The following is a 25,290-nucleotide window of genomic DNA, read 5'->3' as shown; positions in this document are numbered from 1 at the left end:
ATTCCTTAATTAGGGCTTATTATGACTCATAAGCGTCATCCAGACTGGATAATTCTACAATCCTATCCTGATATTTGCGATTGATTAAGGCTCTGATCCAATCCGCCTTATCCGTGGCTATTTCAAAACTCACTTCACAATGGCTAGAATACTTGTCTTTATAGCCCAAATAAGACACGCCCACAATATTGCATTCATTCCTGTTTAAAAAAGTCAATAAACCCGCTAAAACCGACTTTTTTTCGCCTAAATAAAACATCATTTTATAAATCGTTCGATTGCGCTTGTGCCATTCTATATAAACCATAGGCGCTTTAGCGTCCACTTCTGCTATCGCTTTTTTGCAAAATTTATGGTGTGCAACCGCCTTTGGATCTTTCAAATCCGTTACGATCGCAATGATTTCATCGCCATATTTAGGGTAACAACAATCATTCAATAACACCTGTTTGATTTCTAAAGCGTTGCTTGAACAAACGCTAAAATGTTCTAATTCCTTACACTGCCACTGCCGGTTTGGGGCTAAAAAATTCAAGACATTGGTTTTAAAACCCAAATACCTTAAACCTCGAGTCCATAAACTCATCTCTTGGTATTCTAAAATCGCATCTTCTTTTAAAGAAAACACCTTATTTTCAATTTCTTCAGTGAGCTTGGCTAAATTTTCAAAGCTTTTCATCGCTTCTGTTAAGGTGGTCTCCACCCCACAATCTGTTAATTTTTCTTCAAAGTCTTTATAATCTTTCAAATCCACATCTTCAAAAACAGAACGCCCAAAAAAAGTCGCTAAAATATTAATCATGCTTTTAGTATCAATCTCTTTCAAGCGGTTTCTTCTTTGGATGCGCAAATGGTTTTTAGCCTTAGAAGTTTTAAGCTGATCCATCCAAATGAAACGAGGTATTATTTTATCGCCTTTAATAATTTTAACCACATCCCCGCTTCTTAATTCCTGATTGAGTAAGGCTTTTTTACTATTGATATAAGCGTCCGTGGCTTTATCGCCCAAATCGCTATGCACCATGTAAGCAAAATCTAAAGCAATCGCTCCTACCGGTAAGGTGTAAGTGTTCCCATGAGGCGAAAAAACGACAATATCTTCACGATACAAATCGTTCTTAGCGAGTTCGTAAAATTCCTTAGGGTCGTTTTTTAGATCGCTGTCATGGTATTTAAAATTTTGCAACCACCTCATGCCCTCATGGTGATCTTCATGATCCACGCCCCCGGCTTTATACTTCCAGTGGGCTGAATTACCATACTCCGCCCCCATATGCATATCAAAGGTGCGGATCTGCACTTCATAAACAGAAGATTCATCAAAAATGGTCGTGTGTATCGTCTTGTAGCCATTTTCTTTCGGTAAAGCGATGTAATCTTTAAAACGAGAGACAATGGGTTTGAAATTCAAATGGATAATCCCTAAAACTTTATAGCAATCAATCGGGTTTTTCAATAAAATCCTAATGGCTAACAAGTCCAAAATTTCATCAATATTAACCGCGCCCTTCCGTTGCATCTTAAGATAGATAGAATAAGGGCGTTTCACCCTTGTAACGAGTTTGAAATCCGAATGGCTAAACCCGCTGTCAAAAAGTTTTTTTTCCAACTTGCTCGCAAAAGCGTTGAGTTTTAAGAGTAAAGACTGCTTGTTTTTGTGCAAATACTCCTTAATATTTTATACTCTTCTGGATAAATATAATAAAAGCTCTTGTCTTCTAATTCATTTTTGATTGAAGACATGCCCAATCGGCTCGCTATGGGAGCATACACCGCTAGAGTCTCTTTAGAAATACGCACTTGCTTGTCATGAGGCAAGGCGTCTAAGGTGAGCATGTTGTGCAACCTGTCGCTAATCTTTACCACTAAGGCTCTTGGATCTTGTATCGCGCTAATTAAAATCTTTCTGAAAGTGAGCGCTGAAACCACCATTCTGGGATCTTGAGAGCTCACGCCTAACTCTTCTTTCCTGATTTCAGTGATTTTAGTGAGCGCATCCACTAAATTAGCCACATCTTGCCCAAATTCTCGCTCAATCGTTTCAATTTCACAGGGCGTGTCTTCTACCACATCATGCAAAAGCGCAGCGCACACCATCGCCTCATCGCCCCCACAAAACGCCACCACGCTTGCCACGCAAATAGGATGGACAATATAAGGCTCGCCGCTCTTTCGGTATTGCCCCTTGTGGCTTTTGGTCGCTAAATTTAGGGCGTTTTCAATCTTGGGCGTAAAATCAATTAAAGTCCTTAAAACTTCAATGCCACCCTTTGGGGTTTTAACTTTTTTGATAACATCCAAAATCCGTAAGAATCCGATATCAACGGATTTATCAATTTCGTTCATCTATCCTGTCTATATCAATTTTCCCTTCAGCGATTTCTCTAATGGCAATATCCACTAATTTATGGCGTTTAGGGTCCATATTCACTAAAGTTTTGGCTCCGGCGTTTAATTGCTTCACACGAGCGAAAACTAAATTATCTAGCATGTAGCGATCGTTCCCAATATTTTTTAAGGCTTGAGCGACTAAACTCTCTGTTCTCTCTTTTTTCAAAATGATCCTTTTATTTTGAGTTCTATCCAATTTTAAAGGGCTTATTTTACCATAGAAAACACGCCTTGTTGGTGCTTAATCACTTGCAACAAATTCCCTTTTTTGAACATGTTGCACACCACGATGGGGAGCTTATTGTCTTTAGCTAAAGAAATAGCGGTATCGTCCATCACTTCAATATCCCCTATCAAGGCATCGTTATAGCTTAAAGTGTCTAATTTTTTAGCGTCTTTAAATTTGTTAGGGTCTTTGTCGTAAATGCCATCCACTTTAGTCGCTTTAATGATTAAATCCGATCCAATTTCAATCGCTCTTAAAGTGGCCGCCGTATCCGTAGTGAAAAACGGGTTTCCCGTGCCAGCGCCAAAAATCACCACCCTACCCTTTTCTAAATGCCTGATCGCTTTTCTGTAAATGTAACTTTCACAAATTTCTTTGATTTCAATCGCACTCTGCACCCTTGTGTCTAAGCCGATATGCTCTAAAGCTTCTTGCATCGCTACCGCATTAATCACGGTGGCTAACATGCCCATATAATCCCCACTGGTGCGCCTGATAATCCCCCTTGAGCCGCGCTAACCCCCCTAATGATATTGCCTCCACCAATCACAATACCCACTTCAATATCGTTTTCCACTAAGCTTTTGATCTCTTTAGCGATGTGATCTAACACATGAATGTCAATCCCAAACTGGTTGTCCCCAGCCAACGCTTCCCCAGAAAATTTCACCAAAACCCGTTTGTTTTTTATCTTTGCTTGCATGATCCCTTCTTAATCCATTAATAAAACTTTTGATTGTAACTTAATCTTGCTTAAAAACACCCTTTCTAAATTTTAAGCCTACATTCTCAGCGAATCACTAAAAACGCTTGGGTTTTTGGATGCGTTTGAACAACAATTCACGATAGAACGCTTTAAGGCCTGATTGTTCCTTTTTGCCTAAAGTGTAGTAAATTTTTTGCAAGTAATTTAGAATGTCTTGGCGTTTTAGGTTGGTTTTTAAAGCGGCTTCTTTAAGGATGTAGTAAGGGATTTTTGTTTTTTGATGTTTGAAGGCTAAAGACAAGCGCTTGTAAAAATCCTTGTTTTTATAGTAACACAAACGCCCAAAAACAAACGGCAAGCGTTTTTTTTCATACCACAGAGCGGCTAAATCTATAAAATCTTTTTTAGGGTTGGAATAATAAAATTGCAATGCTTTATTGCCGATTAACACTTCGCCTTTTAACCCTAGCGCTTGAGAGAGAGCGTTTGAAGAAGCGCTCTCTTTATCAAAAGCGTTTTTTGCATCCACAACCAGCACGCTTAAAACTTCTTTATAAGCGACAATGCCTAGAGAATAAGAACAAAGAGCGAATGAATAGCCGGCGATAGAAGAAATAAAGCCCGCATCAATACGCCTGAATAAAAAACTTTGATTGAGTTTGGAAGGGTAGGTTTTTTTAAGCCGTAAAAATTGTTTGAAATAACAAGGGGTAGGGTAGGATTTGATAAACACATCAAAAGGGAGCATGTTCAAATAATCAATTTTACCAAAACGCACTTAAAATCCTTTTTTGTATCGCATGGTAGCTAAAGTTTCTTACAACTTAACTAAAAGTAAAAAGAGTTTTGTTATCATAGGGCAAATGATTAGTGCATTAGTAAATAATGCTATTTAAAAAGGAGAAATGATGAAAGATTTTTTAGAAGATTACAAAAAAAGCGTTTCAGAGAGAAAAAGTGAGGGTATCCCGCCACTCCCCTTAAGCGCTAAACAAGTGGAAGCGGTTGTTGAGATTTTGATGAAAGATCCTACAAACGCCGCTTTCGCTAAAGAATTACTCATTCACAGAGTAAGCCCTGGGGTTGATGAGGGGGCGAAAGTGAAAGCGGAATTTTTAGCTAAATTGTCTCAAAAAAAACTAGAATGCGCGCACATTAGCGCTTTAGAAGCGACCACTCTTTTAGGCACGATGCTTGGGGGGTATAATGTAGAGCCTTTGATTATGGGCTTAGAGAGTCAAGACAAAAACATCGCTAAAGAGAGCGCGAAAGCGTTAAAAACCACTCTTTTAGTCTATGGATCGTTTGATAAAATCGCTGCAATGAGTAAAACTAACGCTTTGGCTAAAGAAGTGCTAGAGTCTTGGGCGAACGCCGAATGGTTTTTGAATAAAGAGCCTTTGAATGAATGCATTGAAGCGTGCGTGTTTAAGATTGATGGCGAAACCAATACCGATGATTTAAGCCCAGCAAGCGATGCTTTCACACGAAGCGATATTCCTTTACACGCCAAAGCCATGCTAAAAAACCGGATTGAAAATTACGAACAACGCATAAAAGCCATTAAAACTAAAGGCGTTCCTGTAGCGTATGTGGGCGATGTGGTTGGCACAGGAAGCTCTAGAAAAAGCGCGACAAACTCTATCATGTGGCATTTTGGCAAGGACATTCCTTTTGTGCCTAATAAAAGGAGTGGGGGCATTGTGATTGGGGGGGTGATCGCTCCGATTTTCTTTGCGACTTGTGAAGATAGCGGGGCGTTACCCATTGTGGCTGATGTTAAGGATTTAAAAGAGGGCGATTTGATTAAAATCTATCCTTATAAAGGCGAAATCACGCTGAACGATAAAGTGGTTAGCACTTTTAAATTAGAGCCTGAAACTTTGTTAGATGAAGTCAGGGCTTCTGGGCGTATCCCTTTAATCATTGGCAGGGGTTTGACGAATAAAGCACGTAAATTTTTAGGGCTAGGCGAATCGGAAGCGTTTAAAAAGCCGGCCGCTCCTAAAAGCGACGCTAAAGGCTACACTTTAGCCCAAAAAATTGTAGGGCATGCTTGTGGGGTAAAAGGGATCTTACCTGGTGCTTATTGTGAGCCAAAGGTTACCACCGTGGGCAGTCAAGACACCACAGGGGCGATGACTAGAGATGAGATTAAAGAATTAGCGAGTTTGAAATTTGATGCGCCTTTTGTGTTGCAGAGTTTTTGCCATACCGCTGCTTACCCAAAACCTAGCGATGTGAGTTTGCATGCAACCTTGCCTAGCTTCATCACTCAAAGAGGCGGTGTGGCGTTGCATCCGGGCGATGGCGTGATCCATACATGGCTGAACCGCATGGGATTGCCTGACACTTTAGGCACAGGGGGGATAGCCATACTCGTTTCCCTTTAGGCATTAGTTTCCCGGCAGGGAGCGGGCTAGTCGCTTTTGCAGCAGTTACAGGCACGATGCCATTGAACATGCCAGAATCCGTGTTAGTGCGTTTTAAAGGGGAAATGAATCCTGGGATCACCTTAAGGGATTTAGTGAATGCAATCCCTTATTATGCCATTAAAAAAGGGTTACTCACGGTGGAGAAAAAGGGTAAAATCAATGTCTTTAACGGGCGTATTTTAGAAATTGAAGGCTTGCCTGATATTAAAATGGAGCAGGCTTTTGAACTAAGCGATGCGAGCGCAGAAAGGAGTGCGGCGGCTTGCGTGGTGCGTTTGAATAAAGAGCCGATGATTGAATACTTGAAATCCAATATCAAGCTCATTGATGAGATGATTGCGAGCGGTTATGAAGATAAAGAGACTTTGAAAAAACGCCGAGATGCGATGCAAGCTTGGGTGGATAATCCGGTGTTGTTAGAGCCAGATAGTAACGCTCAATACGCCGCTGTCATTGAAATTGATGTGGCAGAAATCACGGAGCCTATTTTGGCATGCCCTAATGACCCTGATGATGTCGCCACTTTGAGCGAAGTTTTAGCGGATACGACCGGCAAAAGACCGCACGCTATTGATGAAGTGTTTATTGGCTCTTGCATGACGAATATCGGGCATTTTAGAGCCTTTGGCGAAATCGTTAAAAACGCTCCTCCCAGTCAAGCACGTCTTTGGGTAGTGCCACCCAGTAAAATGGATGAGCAAGAGCTGATTAATGAGGGCTATTATGCGATTTTTGGGGCTGCTGGGGCAAGGACTGAAGTCCCAGGCTGTAGCTTGTGCATGGGCAATCAAGCGAGAGTTAGGGATAATGCGGTCGTCTTTTCCACTTCCACACGGAATTTTGATAATCGTATGGGTAGAGGGGCTAAAGTGTATTTAGGCAGCGCGGAGCTTGGGGCGGCGTGTGCTTTACTAGGGAGAATCCCCACTAAAGAAGAATACATGAATTTAGTGAGCGAAAAGCTAGAGAGCCAAAAAGACAAGATCTATCGCTATATGAACTTTAACTTAATGGAGAATTTCAGGCTCTAGTTTTGTTTTCATTAAAAGGGGCGATCCCTTTTATTTAGCTATGGCTGAGTGTTGAGAGAGGATAAAAAGGGAGAGTGGCGATGAAAAAATCGTTGTGAGTTGGTGTGCAGCGTTGGCTTTTTTAAGCGCAGATTCAACGCAAGCTAATAAAGCGATCAGTAATGCGGATTTGATTAACGAGATAAGGGATTTAAAAAAAATCATCAGCGCGCAAAACACGGAGATTAACCAATTAAGAAAAGTGCAAGAAGTGTTATCTGGGCAATTAGGGGACATGCGTAAGGATATATTAAGCACTAGAGATTACTGCATCAGTTTAAGGCCTTATATCTATAATTGGCGCTAGAGGATCATCAAAGCATGAAAGCATGCACCATTTGTTCCTTTGATGCAATCCTTTAATGGTTGAAAAATATGGTTGAAAAATTAAAGTTAGGGGGTTTGGTTCTCGCTTTGTGCCCTTATAATAGGGATTTCATAGGGTTTGAGTGTTTAAAAGCGCGTTTGATCCCACACGCCTTGAAAAAAGTCCTCTTGTTGGATTGTAGGGGTAAAATTAATCCCCTTGTTAGGGCTAAATGTCCTATAATAAGGTTTTAGGAAATTCAGTTTAAAAGATATTAAAAAATGCCATACGCCTTAAGAAAAAGATTTTTCAAACGCCTTGCGCTGATTGTTTCCACTTTTTGCGCGATAAGCTTGAACGCTAAAAGCTATCTGTTTTCCCCACTGCCTCCAGCACACCAGCAAATCATTAAGACAGAGCCTTGCTCTTTGGAATGCTTGAAAGACTTGATGCTGCAAAATCAAATCTTTTCTTTTGTATCCCAATACGATAACAATAATCAAGATGAGAGCCTTAAAACTTATTACAAGGACATCTTAAACAAACTCAACCCCGCATTTATCGCTTCTCAAACCCCAACTAAAGAAAGCTATGAGCCTAAGATTGAATTAGCGGTTTTACTGCCTAAAAAGGTGGTGGGGCGTTATGCGATTTCGGTGATGAACACCCTTTTAGCGTATTTGAATACCAGAAACAACGATTTCAATATCCAAGTCTTTGACAGCGATGAAGAAAGCCCTGAAAAATTAGAGCAAACCTATAAAGAAATTGAAAAAGAAAAATTCCCTTTTGTGATAGCCTTATTGACTAAAGAGGGCGTGGAAAATTTGCTCCAAAACACCACCATCAGCACCCCTACTTATGTGCCTACCGTGAATAAAACGCAATTAGCAAATCATACCGAGCCTTCTTTAAGCGAGCGTTTGTATTTTGGGGGGATTGACTATAAAGAGCAATTGGGCATGCTCACGGCTTTCATTAGCCCTAATTCGCCCGTGATTGAATACGATGACGATGGCCTGATAGGCGAACGCTTGAGGCAAATCACGGAGTCTTTAAGCATTGAAGTCAAACACCAAGAAAATATTTCTTACAAGCAAGCCACGAGTTTTTCTAAAAATTTTAGAAAAAACGATGCGTTTTTTAAAAATTCTATTTTGATTTTAAACACCCCTACCACTAAAAGCGGCCTAATCCTTTCTCAAATAGGGCTTTTAGAGTATAAGCCCCTTAAAATCCTTTCCACACAAATCAATTTCAACCCCTCTTTACTCTTACTCACCCAGCCTAAAGACAGAAAGGATTTATTCATCGTCAATGCCTTGCAAAATAACGATGAAACGCTGATAGAATACGCTTCCTTATTAGAGAGCGATTTAAGGCATGATTGGGTGAATTATTCCAGTGCAATTGGGCTAGAGGTGTTTTTAAACACACTGGATCCGCATTTTAAAAAGTCTTTTCAAGAGAGTTTAGAAGACAATCAAGTCCGTTACCACAATCAAATTTATCAGGCTTTAGGGTATTCTTTTGAGCCAGTGAAAAACGAAAGCGAAATAAAAAAAGAATAATATTTAGATAATTATTTGAATACTTTTATTTTTAATGGGTTTTTTAATAAAATTGGAATATGATGCGAGGGAAAATTAAACAAAGGTTATTCTGTGTTAAAATTTCAAAAATTACCCTTATTGTTTGTTTCCATTCTTTACAATCAAAGCCCTTTGTTGGCTTTTGATTATAAGTTTAGCGGGGTAGCGGAATCCGTTTCTAAAGTGGGGTTTAACCATTCCAAACTCAATTCCAAAGAAGGCATTTTCCCTACAGCCACTTTTGTAACCACCACAATCAAGCTTCAAGTTGATTCCAATCTGCTCCCTAAAAACATTGAAAAACACAGCCTAAAAATAGGCGTTGGCGGGATTTTAGGAGCGCTCGCTTACGATTCCACAAAAGCGCTCATAGACCAAGCCACGCATCAAATCTATGGCTCAGAACTTTTTTTCATGATGGGGCGTTGGTGGGGGTATTTAGGCAACGCTCCTTGGAAAGACTCTCGCATAGAATCTGACGCTCACACTCGTAATTATGTGCTGTATAATTCCTATTTGTTTTATTCTTATGGCGATAAATTCCACTTAAAATTAGGGCGTTACCTCTCTAACATGGATTTTATGAGCGGTTATACAGAGGGTTTTGAAGTAGAATATAAAATCAAACCTAAGGTGGCGTTAAAATGGTTCAGCTCTTTTGGGAGGGCGTTGGCTGTGGGGCAATGGATACGAGATTGGTATGCCCCTATTGTGACTGAAGATAACAGAAAAGATGTTAATGACGGCATCCATGCGGTGCAACTTTATTTTTCTAGCAAGCATGTTAAAGCCACGCCCTTTTTTTATTTTTCACCTAAAACTTACGGAGCGCCCGGGATTAAAATCCATATTGATAGCAACCCAAAATTTAAAGGTTTAGGGTTACGATCTCAAACCCTTATCAATGTGATTTTCCCTGTTTATGCTAAAGATTTATACGATGTGTATTGGCGTAACTCTAAGATTGGCGAGTGGGGTTCATCGCTTTTAATCCACCAACGCTTTGACTACAACGAATTTAACTTTGGCTTTGGTTATTATCAAACTTTTGGCAACGCTAATGCAAGGATTGGCTGGTATGGTAACCCGATCCCTTTTGATATAAGAAATAACAGCGTTTATGGTGGGTTTTTTAGTAACGCTATTACCGCAGACGCTGTTTCTGGATATGTCTTTGGTGGGGGGTGTATAAGAAATTTTTATGGGGTATTTTAGGCAGATACACTTATGCCACCAGAGCGAGCGAAAGATCCATTAACTTGAACTTGGGTTATAAATGGGGTTCTTTTTTCAGCGTTGATGTGAATTTAGAATACTATGTGGTCACCATGCACAACGGCTATAAATTAGACGATCTTATCGGCCCTTTCAACAAAGCCTTTAAGGCTGATGCGCAAGACAGGAGCAACCTTATAGCTAGCGTGAAGTTCTTTTTTTAAACCCTATCAATTAGGCTTGGTAGAATTGAGCCATTGCTTTTGGAAATTAATGGCTTTTCTCAATTCGGCTTCTAGCTGGGCTAAAACATCTTTTAAGGGCTTAACATCAACCAAATTGTCTTGCTTGAAGGAATCTAGCTGTTTGTCAATTTGCAAAGCGGCGTCTAGCGCGTCTTGGGGGAATACCGGCTCGCCTAAAGCCTTCTTAACCGCTTCGCCGATTTCAATCGTTTCAGAGCCTTGATGATCTTTTAAGTTAGGGTTATTTTCTTTGTCCTTAGGCTTAGGCTCTAAAATCAAGCGCAAATGTTTGATTTTTTCATGCAAATCGCTAAGATCTTTTAAGTGATCGGTATTGTGCCCCCTATCCACCGCTTTTTCTAAAAGCTTATCGCTCAGGCTCACTAACTGATCGCTTAATTTCACGCTGTTAGCTTGAGCTTCTGTCACTTCATCAATATCAATCGCTGCTAAAGCGCTCACAAAATAAAAGGGCAACGCCCACCTTCTAAAACGAGAGAAAAACTTCTGCATTTACCTTCCTTCAATACGCTATAAAAATGATACTTTTTAATATGGTGGAGCTGTGGGGAATCGAACCCCAGTCCAAAAATCTTGTCCTAAACACAAACTTCTACAATGCTTAGAAAATTGGTTAGCTTTTTAGCCTTAAAACTAGCTCTGGTCCAACTTTCTAAAACCTTGAGGTAGTTTCAAGAGTTCTTGTTTCTTAGTTTAAAAGGCGAACCACCTTTTAAAAGCGTCTAGCTTAAGGTTATGGAGTGATTAAAACGCTAGAAATTCTAATCAGTCCAGCTCCAAAAGGAGATTAACTCACGCGGCTTTAGCGTAAGCTGGAGCGTAATCTGCGTTGTTTACAGTTATTTTTGTTGCTGTTTTACAAGCAGTGCTTGGCATGCTATCTGTGCGACAAGAAATCTGTCGAAATCCAAGTCAGCCCCATGATTTCAAAAGCTTGTCTATTTTAGCTAACTTTTGCTAACAAAACGCAATGAATCATCAAAAATCACTGGTGCACAATATCAATATTTTCATCTTTAGGCTTAAAAACAAAGATTTCATCAGCAATGGTGGGGTTGATTTCTGCTTGAGAAAAAGTGATCGTTACAAGATTATTCATTCCATCTTTAAATTCCAGCGAAAAAGGCTTGCCGTCTTTAAAAACCAAACGATAAGTGGTTTTGTTGATAATCGTTTTAAAAGATCCGTCAGCCTGCTTTTTTAGCCGCTTGAGAATGGTGAAAAAATCCGTCTTGTCTTTTAAGGGCGTGATAGTCGCTTGGAATAAATTAGGCTCATAAACCACCACTTCCTTATCGTTCATGTAAATTTCTTTTTTTAAAGGCTTTTCATAAACCCATAAAGCCCAATTAGGGGCTTTAGCCTTTAAAACCCCATAATAAACTAAGGGCTTTTCATTTTTTAACACTTGCTTGAAACTCGCGCTAAAACTTTGCAAATGTTGTAAAATCTCTTCTTCTTTAGAAAGGGCTGGAGGATTTTTAGCGCAAGCAACGCCTATAAAAACCAAAACCATTACAATTTTTAAAAAAGCTTTCATTATTCAAACCTTAAAACAAACTCTCATCTTTAATAAAACCCTTTATTTTACATGACTTTTATTTTATCCATGCTAAAATGGGATTAAAAACTGACGCTTTAATCAAATAAATGGGATTGAAGCACTCTTAAAAGGTTACTACTACCATGATAAAAGCAATCATTGGAAAAATCATTGGCACCAGAAACGATCGCTGGATCAAACAATACAAAAAACAAGTCCTAACTATCAACGCCTTAGAGCCTACTTATGAAAAAATGAGCGATGTTGAATTACAAAACGCTTTTGAAGAATTAAAAAATCGCGTGCGATCCGTAGAAAAAGATTTGCAAGAAAAAACCCTTTTAGAAGTTTTACCAGAAAGCTTTGCTATCACTAGAGAAGCGAGCAAAAGGATCTTAAAGATGCGCCATTTTGACGTGCAACTCATTGGGGGCATGGTTTTAAACGATGGCAAGATCGCTGAAATGAAAACCGGGGAGGGTAAGACTTTAGTCGCTACTTTAGCGGTGGCTTTGAACGCTATGAAAGGTGAAAGCGTGTATGTGGTAACGGTCAATGATTACTTAGCCCATAGGGATTCTAAAGAAATGGAGCCGTTGTATCAATTCTTAGGTTATAGCGTAGGCACGATCACCGCGAGCGTGCGAGACGATGACGAACGCTTAGAGATTTATTCTAAAGACATTGTTTATGGCACTAATAATGAATTTGGCTTTGATTATCTAAGGGATAACATGAAATATTCTTTAGAGCATAAAGTGCAAAAATCGCATGCGTTCGCTATTGTTGATGAGGTGGATTCCATTTTAATTGATGAAGCGAGAACCCCTTTGATCATTTCAGGGCCTGTGGATAGGCGCATGGAAAATTACAACAAGGCTGATGAAGTCGCTAAAAGCATGCAAGTGGAAACCGATTTCACCATAGATGAAAAAAACCGCGCGATTTTAATCACTGAAGAGGGGATTAAAAAAGCCGAAAACCTCTTTGGCGTGGATAATTTATACAAGATTGAAAACGCCGCCTTATCGCACCATTTAGACCAGGCTTTGAAAGCGAACTACCTCTTTTTTATTGATAAAGATTATATTGTAGCCAATAATGAGGTGGTGATTGTAGATGAATTTACCGGCCGCTTGTCTGAGGGGAGGCGCTTTAGTGAGGGCCTGCATCAGGCTTTAGAGGCTAAAGAGGGCGTGAGCATTAAAGAAGAGAGCCAAACCTTAGCGGATATTACTTTCCAAAATTATTTCAGGATGTTTTCTAAACTTTCAGGCATGACAGGCACGGCTCAAACCGAAGCCACAGAATTTTTAGAAATCTACAATTTAGAAGTGGTGTCTATCCCTACTAATCTAGCGATCAAACGAAAAGATTTGAACGATCTAATCTATAAGAGTGAAAAAGAAAAATTTGACGCTGTGATCCTTAAAATTAAAGAATTGCACGATAAGGGGCAGCCCGTTTTAGTCGGCACGGCCAGTATTGAAAAGAGTGAAACCTTGCACGCTTTACTCAAAAAAGAGCGCATCCCTCACACCGTTTTAAACGCTAAGCAACACACTAAAGAAGCTGAAATCATCAAAGACGCCGGGCTTAAGGGGGCGGTTACGATTGCGACTAACATGGCAGGCAGAGGCGTTGATATTAAGCTCACCGATGAGGTTAAAGAACTTGGGGGGCTGTATATCATTGGCACTGAAAGGCATGAGAGCCGCAGGATTGACAACCAATTAAGGGGGCGAAGCGGGCGCCAAGGCGATCCGGGGGTGAGTCAGTTTTATTTGAGTTTAGAAGACAATCTGTTACGCATTTTTGGGAGCGATAGGATTAAGGGGGTGATGGAAAAATTAGGGCTTAAAGACGGCGAACACATTGAATCCAAACTCGTTACAAGAGCGGTGGAAAACGCGCAAAAAAAAGTGGAAAACTTGCATTTTGAAAGCCGTAAGCATTTGTTAGAATACGATGATGTGGCTAATGAGCAACGAAAAAGCGTGTATAAATTTAGAGATGAATTATTAGACGTTAATTACGATATTGGTGCTAAAATCGCTGAAAACAGAGAATACGCGCTCAATCAAATCTTTTCTAAACTCAAAGCCTTTGACCATCAAAACCTGTCTGAAGAGGAGCTTTTAGGGCTTAAAAACATTTTAAAAGAAGATTTTAACGCTAGCGTTGAATTAGAGGATTTAGAAAAAGCCTCCCCTATTGAAAAGTTTGTGTCTGAAAAACTCAAAAACGATTATGAAAACAAAATGAAAGCTTTGGATAGCGAACAAAGAAGCCGGATCGAACGCATCGTGTATTTGCAGATTTTAGACAACGCATGGCGAGAGCACCTTTATACGATGGATAATCTCAAAACTGGTATTAATTTGAGAGGCTATAACCAAAAAGACCCCCTTGTAGAATACAAAAAAGAGAGTTACAACCTTTTCTTAGAACTCATTGAAGACATTAAAATAGAAGCGATCAAAACCTTTTCTAAGATCCAGTTTGAAAATGAGCAAGATTCTAGCGATGCGGAGCGTTATTTGGATAATTTTAGCGAAGAAAGAGAGCATGAGAGCGTAACTTACCGCCATGAAGAAACTTTAGATGAAGATTTGAATGTGGCCATGAAAGCTTTTTCTAAAACCCCTAAAAGAAACGAGCCTTGCCCTTGCGGGAGCGGGAAAAAATACAAAGATTGTTGCGCTAAAAGCGGGCCTAAAAAGGGCTTATTTGCCAAATAGATCCTTAATCTTTTTCCTTATCAAGCGTTATTTGCGTTTTGATAAAAGCCAGCCATTTATTAGCATCACCGCTTTGTTAGCTTTTTTTGGCGTGGCGGTTGGCGTGATGGTTTTAATTGTGGCTATGGCGATCATGAACGGCATGAGTAAGGAATTTGAAAAAAAGCTTTTTGTGATGAATTACCCCTTAACGCTCTATACCACAAGCCCTTATGGGATCAGCGAAGAAGTGGTTCAAGCTTTAGAAAAAAAGTTCCCCAATTTGCTTTTTAGCCCCTATTTGCAAACCCAAAGCCTGATTAAAAGCGTGCATTCTATGAATGGTGGCGTGGTGTTTGGGGTTGATTTTTCTAAAGAAAGACGCATCAATGAGGTTTTAAACGACGCTTTAAAAAACATTAATGAAAACGATCTTTTTAAAAACCCTTTTAGTTTGATCGTGGGGAAAAGCTTGAGATACAGCTTGAATTTAGATCTCAATCAAAAAGCCGATTTGTTTTTCACCGAATTAGAGCCAACCGGTCTCACGCTCTCCCCTATCATGAAGCGTTTTACTATCAAAGGCGATTTTGATTCAGGGCTAAAATCTTATGACATGAGTTACATGTACACGAGCCTTCAAGCCATAAGCGCGATCAGGAGATTGCCTTTAGGGCTTTATGATGGGGTGCATGTCTATTCTAAAACGCCCATGAAGGATATTGAAATTTTACGCAACGCTTTAAAGACCATCAACCATCATGGCATAGGCATTGAAGGGTGGTGGCAACAAAACGGGAATTTTTTCTCGGCGATGGAATTAGAAAAAAGAGCGTTATTCATTGTGCTAATGCTCATTATTTTAATGGCGTCTTTGAATATCATCAGCTCGCTTTTAATGGTGGTGATGAACAGGCGTAAAGAAATCGCCCTACTCTTTAGCATGGGGAGCAGCCAAAAAGAAATCCAAAAAACCTTTTTTTATTTGGGCAATATCATTGGTTTGGGCGGTGTGATTCTTGGGGTGGTTTTAGCGTTTATAAGCATGTATCTTTTAAGCGTGTTCCCTATCATCTCGCTCCCGGCGGATGTCTATGGCATCAACACTTTGCCTTTAGATTTGTCTTTAATGGATTTTACGCTCACTCTAATAGGCTCTATCATTATCGTAGGGCTTTCTTCTTATTACCCGTCTAAAAAAGCTTCTACTATTGACGCTTTAAGCGTGTTAAGGAATGAATAAATTAAAAAATTAAATAATATTGAGATGAAATAAGGCTTTGAGTGTCTGTATTTGACTAGCAAAGAAAAATTTTATTCTTAAAATTAAAAAAAACCATAATATTATGCTAGTATTAACGCACGACTTAGTTAAGAATTAACTTTGTAAGTCGGACTTCGTAGAAAAAAGGACGGAAGATGAACAGACTGATTAGATGTTTAAGATCTGTAAGAAAAAATTTTCTTTGAATGGTGTTGGCTTACTCTATTTAGAATTTTTGGTTTATACTAAAGGTTAAACGCATGAACTACAAAGTTGCATCTGCTAAAAATATCGCAACGCTTCTTTTTTTATTCTCTTCTCAAAGTGAAGCTCTTGATTTGGGTAAAATCGCTAAAATCAAAGCGGGTGCTGAAAGTTTCTCTAAAGTCGGTTTCAATAACAAACCTATCAACACTAATAAAGGGCTTTACCCTACCGAAACCTTTATGACGGTTATGGCTTACATGCAAGTAGATTTTACGGAGCTCTTGCCCAAAAGCGCTACGGCTAACGGGCACCATTTAGACGGGAGTCTTGGAGGTTGGGGGGTGCTGTAATTTATGATACCACTAAGGATTTTATTAACGAAGTTACAGGGAAAACCTATGGGGCTATGACATGGAACTATGTGGGCTATTGGGGCGGTCTTGTAGGGCAAAAACCATGGGCTAGTTGCGGGTTAGCCACAGGGAATTTGACTCAAGGCCAATACGATAAGATGACTCAAGCTGAAATGACGCAGTTGTCTAATCAAGAAGCTTTAGCGGCTTCCACTTGCGCTAAAAGTTATGCCGATCACACCAGAAACTATGTGATTTATAACGCTTACTTGCGCTACAACTACAAAGATATTTTTGAAATTAGGGGCGGGAGATACGAATCCCCAGCGGACTATATGAGTGGTTACAACCAAGGCTTGGACATGACCTTAAATTTAGGGAATTTCAAATTCTGGTGGTTTAGCTCGTTTGGTCGTGGCTTTGCCTATAACGAGTGGCTTTATAATTTCTATTCGCCTAAAACCTACACTCTTAAAAACGGGCAAACCATAAACCCAGGGGTGCATGCCTTTTATATCATTTGGAATTACAAGGGTTTCAGCATTCAGCCTTTTGTCTATTTTTCACCCTTTAACGAATACGACCCCAACTTTACGATCACCTATGATAGTAACCCCACTTTCACTGGCTTGGGGTTTCGCTCTCAAACCGATATTACCGTGCTTAATCCCTTTTATGCTAAAAGGTTTTGGGATACTTATCAGTTTGGCATGCTAGCCGGTAAGAACGCGCACAGCTTGATGATCAAACAAAAGTTTGAATGGAATGAATACAATTTTGGTTTTGGGATTTATAAATCCTTTGGGAACGCTAACTGGATGATAGGCTACCATGGTAACCGCTTGGGCTTTGACTTTTGGACGAACACCGTTTATGCAAACACCCTTAACTCTTTGTCTTACATGATGGATGCAAACGCTTTTACCGTGTTTGCCTTTGGCGGTGGGGTGCATAGGAAATTCCTTTGGGGTTTATTGGGGCGTTTGACTTATGGGCCTAGAGCGAACGAACAAGTCCTATCGCTCAACTTGGGCTATAAATTCACTAAAAATTTTTCAGCCGACATTAAATTTGAATATTATAATGTGTTGATGCATCAAGGCTATAAAATGGGGTGGAACGGGCCAAAATTAGACAGCCAACCCGCCACCGATCAAGACAGGAGCCATATTTTCACCGAAATCGTGTGGAAGCTTTAAACCCCTTTAATAACAACCCTTTAAGGGTTTGTTAAACGCCCAGCCATAAAACAGCCATTAAAACCGATTTATCGCCCATTTTAGGGCTTTTTTTAAAAAGCGTTAGAATTTTTAAACTTTTTTATTACGCTATGGGCATTTTTGGCTCTGTGATACTAAAACTTTTATTTTTAAAAACGGGCTTTTATTTGCTTTGTTTTGTCATTTTAAAACTCATTTTAAAAAATATTTCAAATTCATTTTATAAGGGGATAGGGGGGTATTTTGAAATAATTCTCCCCCTTAACCCCCTTAAGATCCCCCTAACCCAAGAAGACCGCTTTTTTTCAAGAGACTATCGCTTGCTTACGCAAGCTCTTTGTTATTTATTTGGGGTTAGGGGTTTGAAGGTCAGTAATTTTTCTCGGTAATATTCGTATTGTTTTTTTCGGGCTTTTATTTCAGCGGGGATACCGGCTAATAAATCGGTGGTTAAAAGTGAAAATTGATCCAAAATCTTAACGATCTCTTGTTGGATCTCTAGGGGCGGGATGGGGAACTTATGTTTTTTAAAAGCGGTCATATCCACAGAAGCAAAACCTGAAACATTAATATTATTTTTGCACCATTCCCCTAAAAGAAAGCATTGGTAAAAAAAGAATTTCATGTCTAAAGCAAGATCACAATTCGCTTTTTTGCTTAAAAAAGTGAATCGTTGATTCGCTAACGAATCAACGATTAAAAGGGCGTGCTCTCCTATCGTTGCCGTTGTAGAAATGATAATAGAATTTTTAGGGAATAATTTCTTACCCTTTAAAGCCTTTGGGGTAATGTGTTGGATAGAGTCTTTTAAAATCCTCCCATTTTCTCTAAGGTCTTCCATTCTAAACCAAGGGATAGTCCCATTTTTCCAAAATTCAGGATTGTTTTTTGATGGGGTGTAACCATTTTTAATTTCAAAAACCTCTTCAAGCGTTTTAAACTCCACCCCATTAGGCGCTAGAGTTTGGAGTAAGGTTTTCAAGCGTTTAGGGTAGGGTTTTTGTGCTAATCTTTCTTTAGCGTCTTTATGGCTTTGGTTAATATCGTTAAAGTCTAAAAGCATGTTTTGGTAATACTGGTATTGCTTTTTTCGCGCGTTTAATTCTGTGTTTAATTCTGTGAAAGCGTCCAAAATCTTAACGATCTCTTGTTGGATCTCTAGGGGCGGGATGGGGATGGTTATTTGCATAATGTTATTACTAGAAATGCTATAAGGTATAGCGCTTCTATTTGAAATAGAATATAAATAATTTTGCATGTTTGTTAATACATAATAAAGGTATCTATTGATTAGGGTTTCTTTTGGAATGACAGAAAAACAAACATCATTTGCCCAAAACTTTTGATTTTGCCAATTGACAAATCCGGCTGTTCCATATTGAGCTATAGTGATTGTATTTTCCTCTCTGTTATATTCATTTAAATATCCCATAAATCCTATTCCACCAGATACAACGGGATATTTTCCTTTATCTAATATTTCTTTTTTTGTAACCCTTTTACCTCTAATTATTTCACACACCTCCCCCAACTTCCTAAACTCCACCCCCTTAGGCGCTAGAGTTTGGAGTAAGCGCTCTATTTTATGCATTTTGCCCCCCTTCTAAATGGCTAATGATAAATTCAAGGCTTTAAGCCCTCATCGCGCGCATGGAGTTGGCTAAGGCTAAAAGCGTAACCCCCACATCGCCAAAGACCGCTTCCCACAAGCTCGCTACCCCCATAAGCCCTAGCACGATAAAAACCGCCTTAATCCCTAAAGCAAACAAGATATTTTGCCAAATAATGCTTTTCGTTTTTTTAGCGATCGCTAAAACTTTCACTAAAGAGCTTAAGGAGTCATTGGTGATCACAATGTCCGCGCTTTGCTTGCTCAATTCTGAGCCTTTCCCCATGCCAATCCCCACATCAGCACTCGCTAGAGTCGGAGCGTCATTGATGCCATCGCCTACAAAAATCGCTGGGGCTTTATAGCGTTCTTTAAAGGTTTTAAACACGCTCGTTTTTTCTTCAGGCAACAAACTTGCATAATATTCACAGCCTAGAGTTTGAGCGATGCTCTCAGTCGCGCTTTTTCTGTCCCCGCTCAAAATGCAAAAATTTTCTATCCCTTGCACTTTCAAATCCCTTAAACACTCTATGGCGTCATCTTTAATCTCATCGCTAATGACGATATAGCCGATATAAGTTTGGTTAAAAGCCACATGCACGATCGTGCCGTTTTCTTTGGAAGGGCTGTGCGCGATATGGAATTGTTCAAGCATTTTTTCATTCCCTGCGATGATTAGATCCGTATGGCATTGCGCTTTAACCCCCATCCCGCTCAATTCTTCGTAATTTTTAATGTCATGCTGGTGCTTATCGTCCTTTAACATTTCTTCGCATGCTTTTTGAATGGATAAAGCGATAGGGTGCGTGGATAAGAGCTGCGAGCAAGAAGCGTAATGCAAAACTTCTTCTTTAGAATGCCCGTTTTGCGGCACAATATCTACCACTTTAAAAACGCCTTTAGTCAAAGTGCCGGTTTTATCAAAAGCGATGCTTTTAGCTTGGGTAAGCACCTCTAAAACATGCACGCCTTTCATTAAAATCCCCTTTCGGCTCGCCGCTCCCACGCCCCCAAAATACCCTAAAGGCACAGAAATCACTAACGCGCAAGGACAGCTCACCATTAAAGCCACAAGCCCCCTATAAATCCACTCATCAAAGCTCCCCATAGAAAACAAGGGCGGTAATATAGCAATCATTAAAGCAATGAATAAAACGCTTGGGGTGTAGTAGCGTGAAAATTTAGTGATGAATTTCTCGGTTTCGCTCTTTTCATTCGTGGCTTGTTGGACCAAATCCACCACTTTAGCGATAGAAGAATCTTTATACATTTTTTCTACTTTAATTTCAAGGACCGCTTTTAAATTCAAGCTCCCCCCTAAAACTTTAGAGCGTTCGCTGACATTAACAGGCATAGACTCCCCACTCAACGCCCTTTCATCTAGCAAACTTTCACCCTTAACTACCACGCCATCAACAGGCACTTTTTCGCCGACTTTCACCACCACAATGTCATTAACTCTTAAATCTTCAGGCGCAACGCTCACTAATGCATCGCCCTTTTTCAAATAAGCCAAATTAGGAGCGACATCCACTAAAGCCTTAAGGGATTTTTTAGAGCGAGAAATAGCGAGTTTTTGCAAAAATTCGCCCGCTGAATAAAACACCATAATAGACACGCTCTCTTCATAAGCCCCCACGCAAAAAGCCGCAATAGTCGCAATGAGCATCAAAGCGTTTTCATCAAAAAACTGCCCTTTTCTAAGCCCACGAAACGCCCCTAAAATCACATCTTTACCGCTCACTAGATACACTAAAGCCAACACGAAAAACATAGCCTTTTCAATAAAGGGGCTAGGGTTTAGGTGTAAGATTAAAATCGCGCCCAAAAAGACAATGATCGTAATAATGAGTGGCGTAAAACTCAAGGGCTTTTCTGCAGCCTCTTTAAAAGACAGGCTCAAATGCGGTTCATTTTGCTTGATGAAAGCCTTAACTTTTTCAAAATCGCTCGTATCCAAAAACAACTTACTGGTGCTGAAATTGATTTGAGCTTTTTTCACATAGTCTAGTTTGTTTAAATCCCTTTCCAATTTAGACGCGCAATCAGGGCAATCCAAATTATGAATGTGGTATTCTTGCATTTTCTCTCCCTTATAAAAATCCTTTTAAGAAATCTTTCTAAAACTCAGCGCTTTAAGCATGTGAGATTTTTCTATATTCTCGCAAGCGTTTAAATCCGCAATCGTCCTAGCGACTTTTTTGACCTTATTCACAGAGCGCATGGACAGATTAAACCTTTCAATCGCCTGCTCTAACAACTTTTGCGCTTCAGCGTTTAAAGGGCAAAATCGTTCTATCTGCTCTTCATTAAGCTTACCATTAAAAGCGCTCTGTTTCCTTAATTTTTGCTGTTTGAAAGCTAATAATACCAACTGATGCATCTCTTTTGAAGTCCAAGAATGCGACGGCGTGTCTTTATAATTCCCCTCTTCCATTTGCACAAACAAATCAATCCTGTCCAAAAAAGGCTCGCTCAAGCGGTTTTTATACTGCGTGATTTCTCTATCTTGGCAACGGCATGCTTTGGTTGCGCTGAGTAAATTCCCGCACAAGCAAGGGTTTTGAGCCCCCACGAATAAAAAAGAGGTTTCGTATTCAATCTTGCTATGCACTCGTGAAACCACCAATTTATTGTTTTCTAAAGGCTCTCTTAAAGCTTCCAAAATATCCTTTTTAAAATGAGGCAATTCATCAAAAAAAAGCATGCCGTTATGCGCTAGCGCGATTTCGCCAGGTTTTGGCTCTTTTAGAGAGCTTGAGCCTAAAATACTGGATTTTGAAGCGCTTTGGTGAGGGTTTCTAAAACTCCTTAAGGGGTAATAGGCGCTGTCTTGCTCGCTTAAAATGCGTAATTTTGTCGCTTCTAGGATTTCATTCAGGCTTAATGGAGGCAAGATATAACGCATGCGATTAATAATCATGCTTTTCCCACACCCTGGACTTCCCTCTAAAATCAAGTTATGAAACCCAGCGCTAGCGATCAAAGCGGCTTCTTTAGCGACAGCTTGCCCCTTAACTTCTTTAAAATCTAAGGCATAGGCGTCTGAAAAATAATACTCTTTATCGTTCAATTCTATCGTTTTAAAGGGTAGTTTTTTCGTGTGGGTGTCTGCTTTGATTTCAGGGTTTTGCAAGATTTCTAAAGCTTCTTTAAAATGCCCCACAAAAAAGCATTGCAAATTAGGGATAAGCGAAAAAAGCTCTTCGTTAGCCTTAGGCGCAATGACTTTAGCATGGGGGTGTTTAATGGCAATGTCTAAAAGCATGGGGAAAATGTTAGGATTGGGTTTGATCTTGCCATCAAGCCCTAACTCCCCAAAAGCAAACCACTCTTTAAAAGCCAACTCTTGTTTTTGCAAAGCGATTAAAAGAGCGATAGGCAAATCAAAATGGCTCCCGGATTTAGGCAAATCTGAGGGGGAAAGGTTGATGGTGATTTTTAAAGGCGGGAAAGTGAAATCGTTATTCTGTAAAGCCGATTGGACTCTTTGCTTGGCTTCTTGGATAGAGTTATTAGCCAAGCCTGAAATCACAAACGCCGGCAAAGCCCTTGTGAAAGTCGCTTCCACAGCCACGATTTCTGCCACTCCCCTTTGCATGGTCGCGCAAAATATCGTGTTGATCATGGTTGTTACTCGCGTTTTTGTTTTTTTTGCAGCTCTTTGAGTTCTTTTTCAAATTTCTTACGCTTCAAAATGGATAATTTATCCACGAATAACACGCCGTTGAGGTGATCTATCTCATGTTGAATGGCTACCGCTAAAAGTTCGCTCGCTTCTAAAACTTTCACTTCAGCGAAGCGGTTTTGATACTCTATCTTAACCTTTTCAAAACGCTCCACTTCTTCGTAAAATCCCGGCACAGACAAGCACCCCTCTCTATACATCATTGACCCCTTAGTTTCTATCCATTTAGGGTTAATGATTTCTAGGCAATCCTCTTTGTGTTGCACGCCGTCTTCTTGCGGGAGGTTGATAATGAGCATCCTTAAAGGCAAGCCCACTTGAATAGCGGCTAAGCCTATCCCCTCACTAGCGATCATAGTCTCATGCATGTCGTCTAATTGCTGGTGGAGTTTTGCATCAAAAGAAACGACTTCTTTAGAAAGCGTTCTTAAGATTTTAGAAGGGTAATGGATAATCTCTAATAACGCCATGCAATCACTTCACGTTTTTCTGCAACACTTTATCAATCAAGCCATACTCTTTAGCTTCTTTAGCACTCATGTAAAAATCCCTGTCCGTGTCTTTAGCGATTTGCTCCAAACTCTGCCCTGAGTTTTGAGCTAGAATAGAATTCATCAAACCCTTAAGCCTAAGGATCTCGTTAGAAATGATTTCAATATCGCTCGCTTGCCCTTGAGCCCCCCCTAAAGGCTGGTGGATCATAATCCTTGAATGGGGTAGTGAAAAGCGCTTGCCCTTAGCCCCACAGCTTAATAAAAACGCCCCCATAGAAGCCGCTTGACCGATGCAAATCGTGGAAACATCAGGGCGGATAAAATTCATCGTATCATAAATGCTAAGACCGCTTGTTATCACCCCACCGGGAGAATTGATATACAAGCCAATGTCTTTTTCAGGGTCTTCAGCTTCCAAAAACAAGAGTTGGGCCACGATAGAAGACGCCACGCTGTCATTAATTTCACCGCTCAATAAAACAATACGATCCTTTAAAAGGCGTGAGTAAATATCATAACTGCGTTCGCCACGCTCTGTATTTTCTATTACATAAGGAATGTATCCCATCATTTTTCCCTTTTAATCGTTTAACCCACTTGAGTTTTTTGAGCGTTAGGCCTCATTTTTTCCAAAATTTCTTGCTGCTCTTTAGGCAAATTTTTATCCAACAAATAAGCTAACACCCTATCTTCAATCATCGCCATTTTCACCGCCGCTAACATGTTATTTTTGCGGTATTGCTCAATGAGATTTTCTGGGTTTTGCCCTGTCATCATCGCTTCATAATACAAGGTTTGAAAGACTTCATTGTCATGCACGCCAATTTTTTCTTCCTTCGCTAAAGCGTCAATGATAAAAGTGATTTTCACGCTTTTTGTCGCATCATTCCTAAAGCTCTCACGCTTTTCTTTGGCTTTTTCTTGACTTTCTTGTAAAGATTTGACTTCCTCAGCTTGCATGGAATAAAGAGCGTTCCTGAACAACAAATCCATTTCTTGCTCTATGATCGTTTTAGGCAAATCAAAAACAATCTTTTCATCTAAATTTTCAATCAATTTTTCTTTCAGCTCTTCGTTATAGAGCCTGGCTTTATTTTCTAAAAACAACTGCCCCTCAACCCTTTCTTTTAAAAGCTTTAAAGTCGCATTCTCTTCATTAGCCAGCACGATTTTAGCGAGTTCGTCATTGATTTCTAACGCTTCACGCACTTGAATCTGGCGCAATTTCACTTTAAAAAGGGCTTCTTTGCCGGCTAAATGCTCTGCGTGGTATCCGCTAGGGAAAGTCAAAGGGAATTCTTTTTCTTCGCTCGCTTGCATGCCTAAAAGAGCCTTTTCAAAATCTTCTAGCATTTGCTTATTGCCTAAAATCAAACTGAAATTCTCAGCCTTGCCCCCTTCAAAAGGCGCATTATCTATAAAGCCTTCAAAATCAATCGTCAATTTATCGTCATTTTGAGCTTTTCTTTGAGCGTCAGCATCCACAAATTTCGCGTAATCTTTAGCGAGCTGTTTCAAACGCTCATTAATTTTTTCTTCATTGGGGATTTCCACTCCCACGCTAGGCACGCACTCTTTAATCTTGTCTAAAACAATCTTGGGTTTTAAGCCAATATCCGCTTCTATTTCAAAATGCGTGTCTTTTTTTTCAAATTTAGTGAGATTGGGGCTGCCGATTAAATCCTTATTTTCAATCCCTAATTCCTTAAAAGCGTTTTTCAAAACCTCTTGAATCATTTCTTCTTGAGCGTCTTGTTCAATTTGGGCTTGATAACGGGTTTTCACTAAACTAAGGGGGACCTTACCTCTTCTAAAGCCATCAATTTTAACTTTTTGGGCGATTTTTTGAGCGATTTTATCATAACGCTTTTCTAAATTTTCAATGGAAGGTTTAGCGCTCAAATGGGCGTTAGCGGTGTCAATCTTTTTCACTTCAAGATTCATTTTTTTCCTTAAAAAATTAAAAGTTTTATGGGCATTATAG

Annotated in this window: 18 protein-coding genes, 1 other RNA gene and 4 pseudogenes; 10 read left to right on the top strand and 13 right to left on the bottom strand. The window is 39.8% G+C overall.

Translation table 11 applies throughout. From position 1 onward, the window contains the following. Positions 1-19: 19 nt before the first annotated feature. The 4 genes and pseudogenes from D2C78_05375 to D2C78_05360 form a co-directional block, all read right to left on the bottom strand. Positions 20-2,346: pseudogene (locus D2C78_05375) on the bottom strand (RelA/SpoT family protein). Then, positions 2,333-2,587 carry a DNA-directed RNA polymerase subunit omega gene (locus D2C78_05370; protein ID QEF35362.1) on the bottom strand — a complete coding sequence of 85 codons (255 nt, stop codon included), beginning with the start codon at positions 2,585-2,587 and terminating at the stop codon, positions 2,333-2,335. Before D2C78_05370 ends, D2C78_05375 begins: the two are co-directional and overlap by 14 nt. An 11-nt stretch (positions 2,588-2,598) precedes the next feature. Then, positions 2,599-3,320, bottom strand: a pseudogene (locus tag D2C78_05365) (UMP kinase). A 97-nt stretch (positions 3,321-3,417) separates the two neighbouring features. Continuing rightward, positions 3,418-4,101, bottom strand: coding sequence for a menaquinone biosynthesis protein (locus D2C78_05360; GenBank protein QEF35361.1), 684 nt, complete (start codon positions 4,099-4,101; stop codon positions 3,418-3,420). Positions 4,102-4,228: 127 nt separating this feature from the next. On the opposite strand from D2C78_05360, the pseudogene acnB reads away from it, so the two are divergent. The 6 genes and pseudogenes from acnB to D2C78_05330 all read left to right on the top strand — a co-directional run bounded on the left by acnB (position 4,229) and on the right by D2C78_05330 (position 10,166). Continuing rightward, a pseudogene (acnB, locus tag D2C78_05355) lies at positions 4,229-6,789 on the top strand (bifunctional aconitate hydratase 2/2-methylisocitrate dehydratase). Positions 6,790-6,850: 61 nt separating this feature from the next. Beyond that, positions 6,851-7,135, top strand: coding sequence for a hypothetical protein (locus D2C78_05350; protein QEF35360.1), 285 nt, complete (start codon positions 6,851-6,853; stop codon positions 7,133-7,135). Positions 7,136-7,203: 68 nt separating this feature from the next. Beyond that, the gene (locus D2C78_05345) at positions 7,204-7,389 is read left to right on the top strand and encodes a hypothetical protein (GenBank protein ID QEF35359.1); all 186 of its coding nucleotides are present in this window, start codon (positions 7,204-7,206) and stop codon (positions 7,387-7,389) included. 27 nt (positions 7,390-7,416) lie between these two features. Continuing rightward, positions 7,417-8,706, top strand: a complete 1,290-nt coding sequence (locus D2C78_05340) for an IS701 family transposase (GenBank protein ID QEF35358.1) — start codon at positions 7,417-7,419, stop codon at positions 8,704-8,706. A gap of 93 nt (positions 8,707-8,799) precedes the next feature. Next, positions 8,800-9,942, top strand: coding sequence for an outer membrane family protein (locus tag D2C78_05335; protein ID QEF35357.1), 1,143 nt, complete (start codon positions 8,800-8,802; stop codon positions 9,940-9,942). Continuing rightward, the gene (locus D2C78_05330; protein QEF35356.1) at positions 9,894-10,166 is read left to right on the top strand and encodes a hypothetical protein; all 273 of its coding nucleotides are present in this window, start codon (positions 9,894-9,896) and stop codon (positions 10,164-10,166) included. The genes D2C78_05335 and D2C78_05330 overlap by 49 nt, the downstream gene beginning before the upstream one ends. 6 nt (positions 10,167-10,172) lie before the next feature. Here D2C78_05330 and D2C78_05325 read toward each other — a convergent pair whose 3' ends face one another. The 3 genes from D2C78_05325 to lolA form a co-directional block, all read right to left on the bottom strand. Next, a complete protein-coding gene (locus D2C78_05325) occupies positions 10,173-10,700 on the bottom strand; it encodes a hypothetical protein (GenBank protein ID QEF35355.1) in 528 nt (175 codons plus the stop codon). Positions 10,701-10,742: 42 nt separating this feature from the next. Next, positions 10,743-11,128, bottom strand: a transfer-messenger RNA (tmRNA) gene (ssrA, locus tag D2C78_05320). A gap of 65 nt (positions 11,129-11,193) precedes the next feature. Then, positions 11,194-11,748 carry an outer membrane lipoprotein chaperone LolA gene (gene lolA, locus D2C78_05315; protein QEF35354.1) on the bottom strand — a complete coding sequence of 185 codons (555 nt, stop codon included), beginning with the start codon at positions 11,746-11,748 and terminating at the stop codon, positions 11,194-11,196. A 146-nt stretch (positions 11,749-11,894) separates the two neighbouring features. Here lolA and secA point away from each other — a divergent pair, with 146 nt between their 5' ends. From secA to D2C78_05295, 4 genes and pseudogenes are all read left to right on the top strand, one after another. Next, positions 11,895-14,492, top strand: a complete 2,598-nt coding sequence (gene secA, locus D2C78_05310; GenBank protein QEF35353.1) for a preprotein translocase subunit SecA — start codon at positions 11,895-11,897, stop codon at positions 14,490-14,492. Continuing rightward, on the top strand, positions 14,482-15,714 hold the full coding sequence (locus tag D2C78_05305; protein ID QEF35352.1) for an ABC transporter permease: 1,233 nt from the start codon (positions 14,482-14,484) through the stop codon (positions 15,712-15,714). The genes secA and D2C78_05305 overlap by 11 nt, the downstream gene beginning before the upstream one ends. Positions 15,715-15,995: 281 nt before the next feature. Further along, positions 15,996-17,494: pseudogene (gene hofF, locus D2C78_05300) on the top strand (outer membrane beta-barrel protein HofF). A 188-nt stretch (positions 17,495-17,682) separates the two neighbouring features. Next, the gene (locus D2C78_05295) at positions 17,683-17,904 is read left to right on the top strand and encodes a hypothetical protein (protein QEF35821.1); all 222 of its coding nucleotides are present in this window, start codon (positions 17,683-17,685) and stop codon (positions 17,902-17,904) included. On the opposite strand, the gene D2C78_05290 is transcribed toward D2C78_05295, so the two are convergent. The 6 genes from D2C78_05290 to D2C78_05265 are packed head-to-tail and all read right to left on the bottom strand — an operon-like array spanning position 17,856 to position 25,250. After that, positions 17,856-19,106, bottom strand: a complete 1,251-nt coding sequence (locus tag D2C78_05290; GenBank protein QEF35351.1) for a restriction endonuclease subunit S — start codon at positions 19,104-19,106, stop codon at positions 17,856-17,858. The two genes, D2C78_05295 and D2C78_05290, sit on opposite strands and share 49 nt — an antisense overlap. A gap of 40 nt (positions 19,107-19,146) precedes the next feature. Continuing rightward, on the bottom strand, positions 19,147-21,207 hold the full coding sequence (gene cadA, locus D2C78_05285; protein QEF35350.1) for a cadmium-translocating P-type ATPase: 2,061 nt from the start codon (positions 21,205-21,207) through the stop codon (positions 19,147-19,149). 24 nt (positions 21,208-21,231) lie between these two features. Beyond that, positions 21,232-22,752 (bottom strand): ATP-binding protein, encoded by a 1,521-nt coding sequence (locus tag D2C78_05280; protein QEF35349.1) that lies wholly within the window; start codon positions 22,750-22,752, stop codon positions 21,232-21,234. Positions 22,753-22,757: 5 nt separating this feature from the next. Beyond that, positions 22,758-23,282, bottom strand: coding sequence for a peptide deformylase (locus D2C78_05275; protein ID QEF35348.1), 525 nt, complete (start codon positions 23,280-23,282; stop codon positions 22,758-22,760). Between the two features lie 4 nt (positions 23,283-23,286). Then, positions 23,287-23,877 carry an ATP-dependent Clp protease proteolytic subunit gene (locus D2C78_05270; GenBank protein QEF35347.1) on the bottom strand — a complete coding sequence of 197 codons (591 nt, stop codon included), beginning with the start codon at positions 23,875-23,877 and terminating at the stop codon, positions 23,287-23,289. 17 nt (positions 23,878-23,894) lie between these two features. Beyond that, on the bottom strand, positions 23,895-25,250 hold the full coding sequence (locus D2C78_05265) for a trigger factor (GenBank protein QEF35346.1): 1,356 nt from the start codon (positions 25,248-25,250) through the stop codon (positions 23,895-23,897). Between the last annotated feature and the right edge of the window lie 40 nt (positions 25,251-25,290).

The sequence above is a fragment of the Helicobacter pylori genome (assembly GCA_008032935.1).
Taxonomy (GTDB): Bacteria; Campylobacterota; Campylobacteria; order Campylobacterales; family Helicobacteraceae; genus Helicobacter; species Helicobacter pylori_CX.
This window is presented reverse-complemented; position numbering and strand designations above follow the sequence as displayed.